This is a genomic window from Lactobacillus bombicola (assembly GCF_900112665.1).
GTDB lineage: Bacteria > Bacillota > Bacilli > Lactobacillales > Lactobacillaceae > Lactobacillus > Lactobacillus bombicola.
Genome location: NZ_FOMN01000004.1, coordinates 158661 through 173291, shown reverse-complemented (window position 1 = coordinate 173291; position 14631 = coordinate 158661). Strand labels below are relative to the sequence as shown.

At 35.7% G+C, this 14631-nt stretch carries 18 protein-coding genes, 2 tRNA genes and 1 pseudogene; 6 read left to right on the top strand and 15 right to left on the bottom strand.

The features are described from left to right. Positions 1-2 precede the first annotated feature (2 nt). From atpA to BM203_RS04885, 10 genes are all read right to left on the bottom strand, one after another. A complete protein-coding gene (gene atpA / locus BM203_RS04930) occupies positions 3-1514 on the bottom strand; it encodes a F0F1 ATP synthase subunit alpha (RefSeq protein ID WP_090093224.1) in 1512 nt (503 codons plus the stop codon). A gap of 15 nt (positions 1515-1529) precedes the next feature. Then, positions 1530-2078: an ATP synthase F1 subunit delta gene (gene atpH / locus BM203_RS04925; protein ID WP_090093222.1), complete on the bottom strand. Its 549-nt coding sequence runs from the start codon at positions 2076-2078 to the stop codon at positions 1530-1532. Further along, on the bottom strand, positions 2078-2590 hold the full coding sequence (atpF, locus tag BM203_RS04920; protein WP_090093220.1) for a F0F1 ATP synthase subunit B: 513 nt from the start codon (positions 2588-2590) through the stop codon (positions 2078-2080). The genes atpH and atpF overlap by 1 nt, the downstream gene beginning before the upstream one ends. A 47-nt stretch (positions 2591-2637) precedes the next feature. Continuing rightward, complete coding sequence (atpE, locus tag BM203_RS04915; protein WP_090093219.1) at positions 2638-2862, bottom strand: F0F1 ATP synthase subunit C; 225 nt, start codon at positions 2860-2862, stop codon at positions 2638-2640. A gap of 18 nt (positions 2863-2880) precedes the next feature. Further along, positions 2881-3594, bottom strand: coding sequence for a F0F1 ATP synthase subunit A (gene atpB / locus BM203_RS04910; protein ID WP_090093218.1), 714 nt, complete (start codon positions 3592-3594; stop codon positions 2881-2883). A 115-nt stretch (positions 3595-3709) separates the two neighbouring features. Further along, positions 3710-4339 carry a uracil phosphoribosyltransferase gene (gene upp, locus BM203_RS04905; RefSeq protein ID WP_090093217.1) on the bottom strand — a complete coding sequence of 210 codons (630 nt, stop codon included), beginning with the start codon at positions 4337-4339 and terminating at the stop codon, positions 3710-3712. A gap of 86 nt (positions 4340-4425) precedes the next feature. Then, complete coding sequence (locus BM203_RS04900; RefSeq protein ID WP_090093215.1) at positions 4426-5430, bottom strand: L-threonylcarbamoyladenylate synthase; 1005 nt, start codon at positions 5428-5430, stop codon at positions 4426-4428. Further along, entirely contained in the window at positions 5430-6278 is an 849-nt protein-coding gene (gene prmC, locus BM203_RS04895) for a peptide chain release factor N(5)-glutamine methyltransferase (RefSeq protein WP_090093212.1), read from the bottom strand. The genes BM203_RS04900 and prmC overlap by 1 nt, the downstream gene beginning before the upstream one ends. Beyond that, a complete protein-coding gene (gene prfA / locus BM203_RS04890) occupies positions 6271-7359 on the bottom strand; it encodes a peptide chain release factor 1 (RefSeq protein WP_090093210.1) in 1089 nt (362 codons plus the stop codon). Before prfA ends, prmC begins: the two co-directional genes overlap by 8 nt. A gap of 6 nt (positions 7360-7365) precedes the next feature. After that, positions 7366-7974, bottom strand: a complete 609-nt coding sequence (locus BM203_RS04885; RefSeq protein WP_090093208.1) for a thymidine kinase — start codon at positions 7972-7974, stop codon at positions 7366-7368. A 146-nt stretch (positions 7975-8120) separates the two neighbouring features. Here BM203_RS04885 and BM203_RS04880 point away from each other — a divergent pair, with 146 nt between their 5' ends. From BM203_RS04880 to BM203_RS04870, 3 genes are all read left to right on the top strand, one after another. Beyond that, a complete protein-coding gene (locus BM203_RS04880; protein ID WP_090093206.1) occupies positions 8121-9473 on the top strand; it encodes a Mur ligase family protein in 1353 nt (450 codons plus the stop codon). A 484-nt stretch (positions 9474-9957) separates the two neighbouring features. Beyond that, the gene (locus tag BM203_RS04875) at positions 9958-10236 is read left to right on the top strand and encodes a type II toxin-antitoxin system RelB/DinJ family antitoxin (RefSeq protein WP_158593118.1); all 279 of its coding nucleotides are present in this window, start codon (positions 9958-9960) and stop codon (positions 10234-10236) included. Further along, positions 10223-10498 (top strand): type II toxin-antitoxin system RelE/ParE family toxin, encoded by a 276-nt coding sequence (locus BM203_RS04870; RefSeq protein WP_090093203.1) that lies wholly within the window; start codon positions 10223-10225, stop codon positions 10496-10498. The genes BM203_RS04875 and BM203_RS04870 overlap by 14 nt, the downstream gene beginning before the upstream one ends. A gap of 509 nt (positions 10499-11007) precedes the next feature. Here the strand turns inward: BM203_RS04870 and BM203_RS04865 are convergent. Both BM203_RS04865 and BM203_RS04860 read right to left on the bottom strand, forming a co-directional pair. Next, positions 11008-11079 (bottom strand) — tRNA-Gln (locus tag BM203_RS04865). 8 nt (positions 11080-11087) lie between these two features. Then, a tRNA-Glu gene (locus BM203_RS04860) sits at positions 11088-11159 on the bottom strand. 208 nt (positions 11160-11367) lie between these two features. Here BM203_RS04860 and BM203_RS04855 point away from each other — a divergent pair. The 3 genes from BM203_RS04855 (at position 11368) to BM203_RS04845 (ending at position 13358) form a co-directional block, all read left to right on the top strand. Further along, complete coding sequence (locus BM203_RS04855; RefSeq protein WP_090093201.1) at positions 11368-11811, top strand: LytTR family DNA-binding domain-containing protein; 444 nt, start codon at positions 11368-11370, stop codon at positions 11809-11811. After that, a complete protein-coding gene (locus BM203_RS04850) occupies positions 11808-12266 on the top strand; it encodes a DUF3021 domain-containing protein (protein ID WP_090093200.1) in 459 nt (152 codons plus the stop codon). Before BM203_RS04855 ends, BM203_RS04850 begins: the two co-directional genes overlap by 4 nt. Before the next feature lie 81 nt (positions 12267-12347). Next, positions 12348-13358 (top strand): serine hydrolase domain-containing protein, encoded by a 1011-nt coding sequence (locus BM203_RS04845; RefSeq protein ID WP_090093198.1) that lies wholly within the window; start codon positions 12348-12350, stop codon positions 13356-13358. 31 nt (positions 13359-13389) lie between these two features. Here BM203_RS04845 and BM203_RS08505 read toward each other — a convergent pair whose 3' ends face one another. The 3 genes and pseudogenes from BM203_RS08505 to BM203_RS04835 form a co-directional block, all read right to left on the bottom strand. Beyond that, entirely contained in the window at positions 13390-13566 is a 177-nt protein-coding gene (locus BM203_RS08505; RefSeq protein WP_165777851.1) for a hypothetical protein, read from the bottom strand. A gap of 267 nt (positions 13567-13833) precedes the next feature. Continuing rightward, positions 13834-14367 (bottom strand): GH39 family glycosyl hydrolase, encoded by a 534-nt coding sequence (locus BM203_RS04840; RefSeq protein WP_090093197.1) that lies wholly within the window; start codon positions 14365-14367, stop codon positions 13834-13836. A gap of 79 nt (positions 14368-14446) precedes the next feature. Then, positions 14447-14629 (bottom strand): annotated as a pseudogene (locus tag BM203_RS04835) (PTS sugar transporter subunit IIB); the annotation flags it as partial. Positions 14630-14631: the final 2 nt, after the last annotated feature.

Genomic DNA, 14631 nt, shown 5'->3' with positions numbered 1-14631 from the left:
TCCTATTTGTTACTTGGTGAAAAACTATCAGCAAATTTTGCAATTGCATCTTTTAATTCATTTTCATCCGGCAACTCACCCGTTTGACGGATATGTTCTAATAAATCCGCATGACTACTATCGAAGTTATCGTATAATTCCTTCTCAAAACGAGCGATATCTTCAACTGGAATTGCATCAACATAACCATGAGTCAAAGCGTACAAAATGATAACTTGTTTTTCAACTGGAATTGGGGCATGTAAAGGCTGTTTTAGAACCTCTACAATTCGCCGACCACGATTAAGTTTAGCTTGCGTTGCTTGATCTAAGTCACTACCAAATTGAGCAAAACTTTCTAATTCATGAAAAGCAGCTAGATCTGTTCGCAAAGTACCTGCAACTTTTTTCATGGCTTTAATCTGTGCACTACCACCAACACGGGAAACAGAATTACCCGCATCAATCGCTGGTCTAGTTCCTGCAAAGAACAAATCACTTTGTAAGAAAATTTGTCCATCAGTAATTGAAATTACATTAGTTGGAATATATGCTGAAATGTCTCCAGCTTCCGTTTGAATAAATGGTAACGCAGTCATTGAACCGCCACCAAGTTTATCACTCAATTTAGCACTACGCTCTAATAAACGTGAATGAAGATAGAAAACATCACCAGGATATGCTTCACGACCAGGCGGACGACGAAGTAATAAAGAAAGTTCACGGTAAGCCACAGCCTGCTTAGATAAGTCATCAAATACTACCAAAACATCCTTACCATTATACATAAACTCTTCACCCATCGCAGTACCAGCATAAGGTGCAATATAAAGCATTGGTGCTGGTTCACTTGGTCCCGCTTCAACCACAATTGTATAATCCATTGCGCCAAAACGTTTTAATGTTTCAACCTGAGTTCTAACTGTTGATTCTTTTTGACCTATAAAGACATAAATACAAATTACATCTTGACCTTTTTGATTCAAAATTGCATCAACAGCCAAACTAGTTTTACCAGTTTTACGGTCACCAATAATCAACTCACGCTGACCACGACCGATTGGCACCAAGGCGTCAATCGCTTTGATTCCAGTCTGTAACGGCTGATTAACAGACTGGCGCTCCATAACACCTGGTGCTGAATCCTCGATTGGTCGAGTCTTAGTCGTTTTAATATCGCCTAGCCCATCAACTGGTTGACCCAAAGGGTTAACTACGCGACCAATTAATTCATCGCCAACTGGTACACGCATAATTTGCCCAGTTCGCTTAACTTGGTCGCCTTCACGAATATCATCAAAATTACCCAAAATAATGATACCAACATCATTTGATTCAAGGTTTTGAGCAATACCATATGAACCATTATCAAATTCTAACAGTTCATTCGCTAAAACATTGTTTAATCCGTGAGCACGGGCGATACCATCACCTATGTATGTTACAACACCGACTTCATTAACGTCGAGTTTGTCATCATAGTGTTCAAGCTGTTGCTTGATCAAAGAGCTAATCTCTTCTGCTTTAATGCTCAATGGTTTCACCTCTTTTTAATCTTTGTTAATTAACTGCGCACGAATCTTTTTAAGCTTATTTTTAACTGAACCATCAATCACATAATCGCCAACTTTTAAAATTACGCCGCCAATAATGCTTTCATCAACTTGATTTTCAAGTTCAACATTACTAAAACCATATTTTTGGGCATAACTATCACCCAACTGCTTAAGTTGTTGCCTAGTCAATTTGACTGCAGTAATTGCAAGTCCCCTAGTCACCTGCTTATCCTTATTGTACAAATCATTATAGTACATGATAATATCAGGCAACTCTAAAAAATGGTTATATTCCAACAATAATTTCAAAAAAGTACGCACCTCTTGAGATAAGCCTTTGGTAATTATCGCAAGAGAAGCTCTTTTTTCATCACTATTAAAAATTGGATCACTAAAAACTTTTAAGATTTGCGGATAAGTAGAAATAGCTTTTAGCAGTTCTACTAAATCCTCGTGAACAGTATCCTCAGCATGCATGTCCTGCGCATAATCAAACAGTGCAGTACCATATCGTGCAGCAATCTCTTCTTTACTTAAGGCCATTATTTATTCAGCCCCTTAATAAACTGATCGACTAGATCTTTTTGATCAGTCGCTGATAAATTTTTGGCAATTACTTTTTCTGCAATTGCAACTGAAAGATCAGCAACTTGTGAACGCGCTTCATCTAAAGCATCAGCTTTTGCTTGAGCAGCATCAGCTTTTGCCTTTTCATGAATTGAAGTGGCATTTTTGTTAGCATCAGCTACAATCTGGCTACTCGTTTTCTGAGCACTTACTTTTGCTTCAGAAATAATTTGTGTTGCCTCTTGTCTTGAATTTTTCAAGGCAGCTTCGCGCTCATTAGCCAATACTTCAGCCTTTTTACGATTGTCAGCAGCCACATCCAAATCATTGATCACTTTTTGCCGTCTTTTTTCCATCATGTCGGAAACTGGTCCCCAAGCATAATGTTTTACCAAAAGAAGCAAAATTACGAATACAATTAAATACCATAGCGTATTGCCGATATATATATGATTCGCTGAGGCTGCAAATAAAGTTTGAAATGTCATTTACTGCCCTTCTTATCTTTTTAGCCTAAATTCTTTCAAATAAAAAATTAAAGGAAAAGAATTAAAAAGGCAACAACAATCGCTAAAATAGGAACGGCTTCGATCAAACCAACACCAATAAACATCGTTGATCTCAAATTGCCAGCACTTTCAGGTTGACGAGCCATACTTTCAATTGTTTTAGTAATAACCTTACCGTTACCCCAAGAAGCAGCTAAAGCAGCAAGACCAGCTGCAAGTGCTGCAGAAATATATTTAAAAGCTTGTGACATATTTAAACCTCCAAAAAATTATTCTTTTGTAACCTTTTTACCAACGTAAACCATCGATAGCGTTACAAAAACATATGCCTGAATAGAGCCAATGAAGACAGAGAAACCTTGCCAAATCATGGCGAGTGGAGCTGCTAAAACCATCGTAGTAATCCCGAAGCTCGGTGCTAGACGATTACCAATCAATGTTAATAAAACTTCACCTGCATAAATATTACCATACAAACGTAATGATAGCGTTAGGAAGTTAGTTACTTCTTCAATCATATTGATTGGAAATAAGAAACTAACTGGTTCGGCGTAATTACGCCAGTAACCACCGGTACCAAATTTTTGTATGCCAAATGTAAATGATAAAAGCAAGGTCATCATCGCAAATGACATTGTCGTTACAGGATCTGCGGTTGGTGATTTCACAAACATAAAATCACCAACTTTTATTTCCATAAACAAACCCAATTGATTCATAAACCAGATAAAGAGAAACAAAACAAAAGCGTAAAGCGATAAATGCTTTTGGGCATCAGGATCGCTAACGTTATCCTTGACAATGTTATCAGTAAAGTCAAGTAAATATTCAAGAACATTCTGCTTTTTATTTGGTTTCATTTCAACCTTGCGTGAAAGCCAGATACAAACAAATAGGATTACAGCTGCCATCAGTGTTGAACCAATCATTCCCGCAAGATCAAAGTTTAAACCCAAGAAGTTAAATACAAATGGTTGCTCCATTACTTCGTGACCTCCCTTCTGGTGTCCAGTTTATCGAACACTCATACAATATTAACACTTTCAATAAATTTGTGTAACTATGTAAGCGAATTCTATAAATATTTGTTTAAAACTTCTACTTAGTGCCAAATAACCGATCGCCCGCATCCCCTAAACCAGGAAAAATGTAGCCATTGTCCAATAAATCATCATCTTCGGCGGCGGCATAAATGTCGACATCTGGATGTTCAGCTTGAATAGCTTTGACACCATCAGGTGCAGCAACTAACACCGCTAGTTTAATATCCTTAACGCCGCGTTTTTTCAAGGCTGCAATTGCCATATTGGCAGAGCCACCAGTTGCTAGCATAGGATCCACTACTAAGCACTCGCGTTCTGCAACATCATTAGGCATTTTGCAAAAGTATTCATGGGGTTCTAAGGTTTCTTCATCGCGAAACATCCCAATGACACCTACTTTAGCTGACGGAATCATATCTAAGACACCGTTAAGCATCCCAATTCCAGCACGCAAAATTGGTACGATAGTTAATTTTTTCCCGGCGATTTCCTTTTGCGTTGTCTTACCCATTGGGGTTTCAATTTCGACATCTTTCAAAGGTAAGTCGCGGGTGATTTCATAGGTCATAAGGCCACCGATTTCACCAACAATGCGTCTAAATTCGTTTGAACTTGTTTCCTTACGCCTGATAATCGTCAACTTGTGTTGAATTAACGGATGATCTAAAACTGTAAACTTGCCCATATATTCCTCCTATACGTAATTACTCTAAATCCATTGCTATTTTAATCAAAAAAACAAACGCTTTAAAGCTTTTTTCTAAATATTTTTTATTTTACCCGATAATGATGACCAGCAGCAGCTTTTTCTAATCTATTCATGTAAGCCATGGTCGCTTGACTACCATTAAAACCTTGAACATAAATCTGTTTGATTTTTGGTTGATCATCAAAATAACGCAAGCCAGCAAACAAATTATGATCAGCATCACTTAGATTATCACCCAAATTAAACTTATTTACTTGCGGTAAATCAATTTTAGCTAAAACCGGATTTAACGCCATTACTGCTGTTTGATTATCATAAGTAATTGCTTTAAAATCAGCTAAATTATCAACAATAATTACTGGCGCACTAGGAGCATAATGGCGATACTTCATGCCAGGAGCTTTAGGGACATCTTTTTCACTAACTTTGCCACTATTAATTAAAACCTTTTCCTGTAAGACGGACCCCAATTCCTCAGGCGTAATTGCACCTGGGCGCAAAACTATAGGAGTTGCCACAGATAAGTCAATAATAGTTGACTCAAGCCCTACCTTGGTGGGACCACCATCGATAATACCAGCAATTTTTCCGTTAAGATCGTGAAAAACATGCTGCGCGGTAGTTGGACTAGGTTTAGTAGAAGTATTGGCCGATGGGCCGACAATTGGATAACCTAGCTTAGTGATTAACGCATGCGTCAATTTATTATCAGGGCAACGAAATGCTACTGTCTTTAATCCACCAGTTACCGCTTCTGGTAAAGAACCAGGTTTAACTTCTAATAAAATAGTAAGCGGACCTGGCCAAAACTTTTTAAGTAATTTTTTAGCTCGCTTAGGAACAGCCTTGGCATACTTACTCATCATCGTTTCATCGGCTACGGTTACAATCAAGGGATTATCACTTGGACGACCTTTAGCCGCATATACATTTTTAACAGCCTTTTCATCAGTTGCTAAAGCGCCTAACCCATAGACCGTTTCCGTAGGAAACGCAACTAATTCACCAGCTAAAAGTAATTTGGCTGCAGCATCAATTTCTTCGGGTAAGAATATTTTGGTCTCCATTAGTTATTCCACTTTCCCTTCACCATGCGTGGCTTATTTGCTAAATCATTTTTAAATTCAATTGTAAAGTCTGGTAGTTCTTGCGCAAATAGATCTTGTAGTTGCTCTTTTTGATTATAGCCATACTCTAGGAAAAATTCACCGCCATTATTCAAATGTTCACGTACTTGCTGGACAAATTTACGATAAAAGTTAAGACCATCTACACCGCCAAATAGGGCTTCTTCGGGCTCATTTTGTAAAACATTTTGATCCATTTCTGCGCGCTCGGTATCTTTTATGTAGGGCGGATTAGAAATAATTTTGTCAAATTTTTCTAAGCCAATTAAAACATTAGCCTTACGAACTATTGCATCTACCTGATAGGTTAAGAAATTTTCTTCAGAAGTCCTTAAAGCTACATCTGAAACATCAGATGCGTATAAATTAAGATCAGTAAAACCCTTTTTGGCTGCTTCTTTAGCCAGAGCAACCGTAATACAACCAGAACCTGTACCTAAGTCAAGGATCTTATCGTTTGCTTGCAAACTCTGCAAAGCCCATTCCACTAATTCTTCAGTTTCAAAACGCGGAATCAATACTCCACGCTGAACCATAATTTTATAACCTAAAAACCAAGAATAGCCCAAGATATATTGCGGTGAAATCCCTCTGGCTAATTTTTTGATATCTTTTTGAGCTTGTTGGACTTGGTCTAATGAAAGTTCTAGCTCCTGCTTAAGTTGGAATTCACTTGGACTTAAGCCTAATCTTTCTGCCAATAAAAAGGCAATATCTTCTGGCCGCTGATCGGCAGCTGCTTGGGTTGCCCAGGTATTTAAATCATTTAAAGTATTAATTTTAGCCATTTTGGTCGGCCAACTCCTCTAATTGTTTTGTCTGATTATATAAAATCAAAGCATCAATAATTTCATCCATTTCGCCATTCATTACGCGATCCAATTTATTAATTGTCAACCCAATCCGATGATCAGTTACCCGGTTTTGCGGGTAATTATAGGTTCTAATTCGCTCAGAACGGTCACCAGTTCCAACAGCATCTTTTCGTTTAGCATCATATTGATCACGATTTTGGCTTTCATAATAATCATAAACACGTGAAGTCAAAATCTGCAAAGCCTTTTCCCGGTTCTGTTGCTGACTACGCTGATCCTGCATTGCAACAGCAATGCCAGTCGGTAAGTGGGTCATCCGCACGGCACTAGAAGTTTTATTGATGTGCTGACCACCGGCACCACTTGACCGATAAACATCAACTCGTAAATCTTTAGGATCAATTTCAAAGTCAACTTGTTCATATTCCGGCATTACAGCAACGGTAGCCGTAGAAGTGTGCACTCTTCCTTGAGATTCAGTTACTGGAATTCGTTGAACGCGGTGGGCACCATTTTCATATTTAAGCTTAGAATAAACCTTATTACCATTGATCATAATGGCAATGCGTTTATAACCACCAACCTCAGTGGGCTCACTATCAACTACTGAAACTTGCCAATTTTGTTGTTCAGCATATTTTTCGTACATTCTAAGCAAATCTGCTGCAAAAAGTGACGCTTCGTCTCCTCCAGCTGCTCCACGAATTTCCATGATAATGTCCTTATCATCATTGGGATCTTTAGGTAGCATTAACAGCTTAATCTGATCTTCTAAGGCAACGATTTCTTGTTCCAGCTCAGTATTTTCTGCCTTGGCCATTTCGATTAAGTCAGGGTCGCTTTCACTAGCCATCATTTCCTTATTATCAGCTATTTCTTGCTTATCTGCTTTAAACTTTTTATATTTTTCGACTACTTCACGCAAATCAGCTTCTTCTTTTGAAATTTCCATATAGCGCTTAGTATCATTAATAACTTCAGGATCGGCCATCATCTCTTGTAACTCTTCATAATGAGCAATCAGACCTTCAAGCTGTGCCATAATTTTATCCATATTGTTTTAATCCCTCTCTATTCTTGCTTTGGGGTGAAAATAATGAAAACGACAAACTGGGTGATAACTTTCGTCCCCGCCAATTTGGACTTGTTCGCCCTCATAAACAGGCTTTCCATTATGAATACGCAAGTTCATTATAGCTTTATGGCCACAGTAGTGGCAAATTGTTTTAATTTCCTTAATTTTATCTGCAAAAAGTAAAAGATTTTTAGTTCCCTCAAATAAATTATTTTGAAAATCATTTTTTAAACCAAAAGTCATCACCGGAATATTAAGCTCATCAACAATTCGGGCACATTCAATAACGTGATGTCGTTCTAAAAATTGAGCTTCATCAATAAAGACACACGCAATTGGTCCATCCCCTTGGGCTTCGTCTTGAGCATTTAATTCTTGAATATAAGTAAAAAGATTCATCTCGTGACTAATTGGTATAGCATCACGCTGAAGACCAATTCTTGAAACAATTTTACCAACACCATTACGAGTATCAAGAGCGCTTGTTAAAAGTGCAATTTTACGACCTTGCACCTCATAATTATGCGCATCTTTGAGAATTTCAATGGTTTTACCGCTATTCATTGCGCCGTATTGAAAAAATAACTGTGCCATTTTTGCTCCTTTGTTCAAATCAAATTCACCTAACTTATCTAGTATAGATGAAAATCAAAATCTGTGCAGTTAAATTATAACCAAAAACTCGTTTTAGTTTGTCGCCTATGCTATAGTTGATATTGATTTTAAAGCGAGGGATAAACATGAAATTAAAATCTAGAATTGCTAAATTTACCGGAAAATTAAGTTACTGGTTTTTACATAATATCCTTAAAGGTGGGACTAGTTTTCCAGGTAAAATTGCTATGAAAATTGATCCTAAAATTTTAAATACTTTAGCCAATGATTATGAAACTGTAATTGTAACGGGCACGAATGGGAAAACAATGACAACGGCGTTAATTGTTGAATCTTTACGCGAAAAATATGGTGATGTTTTAACTAATCCGTCTGGTTCAAACATGCAGCAAGGAATTGTAACTGCCTTTTTAGCACATAGAGACCAGGCAGCTTCCCGCAAAATTGCCGTGTTAGAGGTTGATGAAGCCAACGTGAAGCTGGTGACTGAATTATTGCATCCAAGTTGCTTTGTTCTGACCAATATTTTTCGTGATCAGATGGATCGTTATGGCGAAATTTATACAACTTATGAAAAGATTCTAGACGGCATCAAACTTGAACCAAAAGCAACCGTAATTGCCAATGGCGATGCCAGTATCTTTTCTTCTGTTGATTTACCTAATCCGAAGATTTTTTATGGATTTAACTTACCTAGCGATCAAGCAGAAAATAATCTCATTGCACCAGTTAACACAGATGGTGTCCTTTGCCCGCAATGCAACCATATCTTGCACTTTCACGATCGAATCTACGCAAATCTTGGCGACTTTTTCTGTCCTAATTGCGACTATCAGCGTCCGCAGTTAACCTATTCAGTTAACCAAATTATTAAGCAAAGCCCCAACCACCTTAAGTTTCAAATGGGAACTAAAGAGTACAGTATCAATATCGGCGGTACCTATAATATTTACAATGCCCTAGCCGCCTACGCCGTTGCCCGTTATTTTGGTCTTAGTGATGACGAAGTCGCCAGTGCCTTTGCCAAAAACAAGCGTGTCTTTGGGCGGCAAGAATTGATTAACTATGCCGATAAAGAAATTGATTTGATCTTAGTTAAAAACCCAGTAGGTCTAGATGAAGTACTCCACTTATTAAATACAGAAAAAGAAGACTATTCATTAGTCACGCTACTGAATGCTAATCACGCTGACGGAATTGATACTTCATGGATTTGGGATGGACAATTTGAAGAATTACACCAGTCCCAAATTAAAAAGGTCATCGTCGGCGGTCAGCGCTGGCATGATATGAGCTTTCGTTTGGAAGTTGCTGGCTTTAATCCAGCTCAGATGACTACCTGCAAAACTGATAATGATGTCATTGCGCAATTAGCCAAATTACCAACTAAGAAAGTTTATATTTTATCAACCTACACGGCCCTACTTTCATTGCGTAAGTCAATGGCCGATAAGAATATTATTCAAGCTGGGATGTAAAAAACGGTAAGCACTGATTGCTTACCGTTTTTGCTTGGGTTCTTGCTATTGGGACTAAGGGCGATGTAATAATTATTACTTAAATTTATTTCTATGATTTAAGCTACTTTAATTGCATGAGCTGGAGCAGATTATCCCTTTGCCATCATCAATACTTTTAAAATTATTGTTATTACTGAACCTATTAATATTATTGTCCAAGCCATACGTTTACTCATTGCTTTATCCTCCATGTATGCTCGCTATTCTCAAAGTTACTAAACCATAATTTCTAAATATTGTAGCAAGATTATTACCATAATGATTATTAATACTACTACCGACAATATTAATATAACACCCATTAATTACGGATTCATCTCCGAATCTGCACCGATTTTTAAAAATCATACCAATCATTTATCCATTTTTATTTATTATGCTTTATTAAAGAATGAAACAAGGATATAATATCCCTAGAATAAAAGAAAGAGGGGAAATGTCAATGTCAATTAAAACGAGTAAAAAAACTAACTTGAATGTTAAAATTGATACCGATCTAAAAAATGAAGCGGATTTAGTTTTTAAAGATATGGGCTTAACTTTAAGCTCTGCAATTACAATGTTCTTAAAGCGTTCCGTTGATGATCGCCAATTACCCTTTCAGCCACGTGTGACTAGCGAATTAGACCAAGCTTTGGATGAAATCAAATCAGGTAATATTGAATCGTTTGATTCTGTTAAAGATTGGGAAGAAGATTTGCGTAAATATGTACAAGATTAAGCAATCACGTAAATTCAAAAAATCCGCCAAGCAAGCAGTCAAACAGGGGAAAGATCTTAACAAACTATTTGCTGCTGTAGAAGCTATCATTACAAACAACATTGGTCCCAAGTATCATGACCACGAACTTAAAGGCAAATGGCAAGGAATTCGTGAGTTACATATCGAACCGGATTGGTTATTAACTTATCAAATCAAAAATAACGAACTAATCCTTTATTTAGTCGATACAGGCTCACATAGACAATTATTTGATAAATAAAAAAGCTTAAGTAACTTTTTATGGCTACCTAAGCTTTTTTATATTTGTAAATATTTAATTCAGGTCTATCTACATCATATTTAATCTTCCAAGTTTCAATAAAATCAGCAAATTGGCATAAGGCATATCGTTTCAAAGCGCTATAGCAAGGGGCACTATATTTAACTTTGTTAGCAACTTGCCAGTCTTTAAGTTCATCTATATACAGTATTTAAAATCGTCCTAAATAGCTGGCTTTAACTATCTGAGCAATAATCTATTGCTTGATAAATAGCCTTGTATTTGTTTTGCATATCTAAAATTTTCTATTACCACGAACTGCTAAAATCAGTGCGATGAAAGCCAGCCTTAGACGTCTATGCCTACTATATTGATGAGGATAAGAGAAAAAGCGATAAAGAGATTAAAAAAGCTAGATGATTTATTTCATCTAGCTTTTTTAGTTCAAATAATATGATGGACAAAGCAGTTTTAAGACCTTCTTAAAGCCTGCTGTTAAGCCATTTATATTGGGATATCCGGGCTCGAACCGAAACATGCAGGAACCAGAAACCTGTGCCTTACCATTTGGCTATATCCCAGTGTTAAATCACCCGTACGAGAATCGAACTCGTAACTCCACCTTGAGAGGGTGGCGTCTTAACCATTTGACCAACGGGCAAAATCAACAGTAATTATTATGCTTGAAGCCAGGGGTAAAGTCAAGTGCTTTTTATCGCAAAAAAGTATTTTTTTAATTAATTTGGCAGGTAATTGCTTTTTTTATAGTCGATCTACCATTTATCCTAAAAAAATGACCATTCATCTTTAAATTGTTGTTTAACATATTTACTTTTGCTATCTTAAAAAAACAGAAAGGAGATGCATTTATGCTTGTTAATCAAAAAATTGACCCTCAGGCAGTTGATCTATCAGTGACTGTTAATACACCTCAAATTGATAATAACAGTACTACTTTACAAGATAATTTGTCTTATTTTGTCAATGAACAAAATCTGATTGGTTATCAAAATGGACGCCAAAAGGTAATCGCCCTATATGATGTAATTTCTATTCATACACAAGATAAGAAAGTTATTTGTGAGACTAATCAAGGAAATTATCGCTTAAAAAAGCGACTATATGAAATCAAGTCAATTCTACCTCAACGAGTCTTCATTCAAGTTTCAAGTTCTGAAATCGTAAATTTTAGTTGTATTCAAGAATTTGCCCTTACGCGAAATGGCATTTATCAAATTATTTTTAAAAATGGCCATACAACCTATAGTTCACGCCGTTACATGCAAAAAATTAAAAAGGAGTTTTTATCATGAACCTTTGCAAAAAAATTTTAAAATTAGCTCTTTGGTCCGCTCCAATTGGAGTCAATATTGGCATATTCTCATACCTTATTTTTAGTCCCTCTTTCAATCCCTTCTCATCACTATCAAACTTCGAACGCTTTTTTCAGCATTCTGTTTCGGTAAATTTGGTAGACTTAGTTATTTGGGCACTAATTGGAATTATTTTTGGTTGTAGCAGTCTTATTTATCGGATTGAAACTTGGAGTATTACTAAGCAAACCTTGGTCCATTTCTGTATTACTTATTTTTTGCTTATCATCCTGAGTATTTTAGTTAATGAACACGAGTGGAACTGGTACTACCTACTTGATTTTACGATTAATTTTTGTATTATTTATTTAATTGTTTGGTCCGTAAGTCTAATTAGAGCAAAGATGTTTGTTAAATCGTTAAATCGAAAATTGCACCAAAAAAATCAAAATTAAACCGTAGAATAATTTTGGCTATTGAGATACAAAATTGGATATAATAGACTGAGTATGCAAATTTAATTAAGGACAAATTTTATGATTGATTATTCAGCTACCCAAAATTTAATTGAATCAATGGTTTCAGACCGTGTAGTCCCTGGCGTTAATTACGCTTTTATTAACAATGAGCAAATTTTTACATCAACAATTGGTTTTGCAAGCATTTATCCCACCGTAACGCAACTCAGTCCATTTGCAGAATATGATTTAGCAAGTTTAACTAAAGTATTAATTACAGAAAATATCTTATTAAAACTTTATCAAAAAAATGAACTAAATTTTTCCGAACCACTGCACCAATTTATTCCTGAATTTACCGATGAGCGGGTGCGACTTTTTCACTTAATGACACATACAAGTGGCATTCGGGGATGGATAAAAAACCGCGATGAACTTAGCCATGATGAACTTTTAGACGCAATTATTCACCTTCCGATAACCAATGAATTTGAACATAAAATGCGTTATGCTGATACTAATTTTATTCTTCTAGGCCTAGTCATTAAAAAAATTTACAATCTTCCTGTACAAAAAGTTGGTCAGCAAGAAATTATAAATTCAATGGGGCTAAAAGAAACAGGCTTTAAGCCTGATAAAAACTTGTGTGTTCCTACTGCTTTAGTCAAAGATAAAATTCTTCAAGGCATCCCCCATGATCCTAAAGCTCGTCAACTTGGGCAAGATTGTGGCTCCGCTGGGCTGTTTTCAACTTTAAACGACTTAGTGAAAATTTGTAAAGGCTACCTTGGAATCGATCGTGATATCCTCCCCTTTAGTCAAGATACTGTTAGTTTACTATTTGATAATAAGAACCCCAGCGGTGTTGCGCCACGTTCATGGGGATGGGATTTACGCTTTGACCCGCAAGATAATTATCCAATTATTTTACATACTGGTTATACTGGAACCTTAATTGTTCTTGATCGTATTAAAAAATCTGGCTTAATTCTTTTAACTAACCGAATTCATCCCACAGGACATAATCAAATTTTTTTAGCAATGCGAGAAAAAATTATTCAAAATTTTTTAATTGAAAATGATCATTAAAAAAGCAACTTCAAAATGAAGTTGCTTTTAATTAACATTTTTTATTCTTTGTCCAAAAATGGTAAACCAAATCAACAACAGCCTGGGCAAACATTCCCCCAGCCATCCAGTACATCGCCATCATCATTTTATCAGTAAAAGTAAAGTAAGCAGTAATGCCATAGACAATTACCCATAAAATTTTAAAAAATAAATTTTCACACATCATTTGAATAATGCTCCCTTCAATTTACCTTAATTATACCGTTTTTATTAATAAATCGGGGGGCATTTTTAGTTATTTATTCAAAATTTTACGCTACTATAATTTTTTATTACTTAGAATGTTATTATTTCAAAATGTTTACATACGTAAGCATAATTAAACTTTTTTATCAAAACATAAAACAATTTATCAGAATTATTATAATTTACCTGTTATGTAATTTAATTAACCATTTTAACAATATATTAAAATTATTTTGGAGTGATCTTTCTACGAAAAATAATTAGGAATTGTTATAAATATACACGAATTAGGGAGTAAATTTAATATAATTTGCCCATTTTCAACTAAAATCTTTTCTTTTTGTAATTTAGAATTTTCCCTCAAGAAATCTATTTCTGGTTGTTTAAGGTAGTCTGGTTTACCCATTTCAATCCATTTTTTCATTGGGTTAGCATGGCTATCATCGATTTTTTCTAAAATTCCAGCAAAATTTTTTTTGCTTTCAAGTCCTATCTGCACTTTTTCTGTTTTAATTTCTTCACTTGGAACATTGTGATTATATGCAAGTAATTGCAAATCTACATCATTTCGTACAGCTAAAAGCTCTGCAGTTCCCTGATCATTGCCTTGCACACCCAATCGCTTAAAACCTAGCTTATGTAAAATTTCAAAAATACGATAAACAGGCTTTTCAACTCCATCAACAGTTTGCAAACCATAACCACCATGGAATTGACCCAATTTTTGCGATTGCTCTTCAAAAATATCAGTAAAGGTAAAAAATGAATAACCTTCTACCATGCTATCATTATGCTTAAATCACAGTTTTTCGAAATAAAAAAGACAGCCTAATAGACATGACTTTTTTAATACTTAACTATTATTCACCTATTATTTGGTATGCTTGCGCAAGAACTTTATATCCATCCATTAAGCCATACGCTTGCATATCAATCACAGCTAAACCAATATTTTTTCCTTTTACTTTTTGCTTAAATTCATTTTCCATATAACGAACTTGCGGTCCAAGCAAAATGCAATTAATATTGCCTTGCGCAATTTTGT

Coding starts and splice junctions, on each gene's coding strand:
- prmC (WP_090093212.1), bottom strand. CDS start 6,278: ATGGCTAAAATTAATACTTTAAATGATTTAAATACCTGGGCAACCCAA.
- atpB (WP_090093218.1), bottom strand. CDS start 3,594: ATGGAGCAACCATTTGTATTTAACTTCTTGGGTTTAAACTTTGATCTT.
- BM203_RS08505 (WP_165777851.1), bottom strand. CDS start 13,566: ATGATGTGTGAAAATTTATTTTTTAAAATTTTATGGGTAATTGTCTAT.
- BM203_RS04840 (WP_090093197.1), bottom strand. CDS start 14,367: ATGGTAGAAGGTTATTCATTTTTTACCTTTACTGATATTTTTGAAGAG.
- atpH (WP_090093222.1), bottom strand. CDS start 2,078: ATGGCCTTAAGTAAAGAAGAGATTGCTGCACGATATGGTACTGCACTG.
- BM203_RS04850 (WP_090093200.1), top strand. CDS start 11,808: ATGAACCTTTGCAAAAAAATTTTAAAATTAGCTCTTTGGTCCGCTCCA.
- BM203_RS04855 (WP_090093201.1), top strand. CDS start 11,368: ATGCTTGTTAATCAAAAAATTGACCCTCAGGCAGTTGATCTATCAGTG.
- BM203_RS04880 (WP_090093206.1), top strand. CDS start 8,121: ATGAAATTAAAATCTAGAATTGCTAAATTTACCGGAAAATTAAGTTAC.
- atpE (WP_090093219.1), bottom strand. CDS start 2,862: ATGTCACAAGCTTTTAAATATATTTCTGCAGCACTTGCAGCTGGTCTT.
- BM203_RS04845 (WP_090093198.1), top strand. CDS start 12,348: ATGATTGATTATTCAGCTACCCAAAATTTAATTGAATCAATGGTTTCA.
- BM203_RS04870 (WP_090093203.1), top strand. CDS start 10,223: ATGTACAAGATTAAGCAATCACGTAAATTCAAAAAATCCGCCAAGCAA.
- upp (WP_090093217.1), bottom strand. CDS start 4,339: ATGGGCAAGTTTACAGTTTTAGATCATCCGTTAATTCAACACAAGTTG.
- prfA (WP_090093210.1), bottom strand. CDS start 7,359: ATGGATAAAATTATGGCACAGCTTGAAGGTCTGATTGCTCATTATGAA.
- BM203_RS04900 (WP_090093215.1), bottom strand. CDS start 5,430: ATGGAGACCAAAATATTCTTACCCGAAGAAATTGATGCTGCAGCCAAA.
- BM203_RS04875 (WP_158593118.1), top strand. CDS start 9,958: ATGTCAATTAAAACGAGTAAAAAAACTAACTTGAATGTTAAAATTGAT.
- BM203_RS04885 (WP_090093208.1), bottom strand. CDS start 7,974: ATGGCACAGTTATTTTTTCAATACGGCGCAATGAATAGCGGTAAAACC.
- atpF (WP_090093220.1), bottom strand. CDS start 2,590: ATGACATTTCAAACTTTATTTGCAGCCTCAGCGAATCATATATATATC.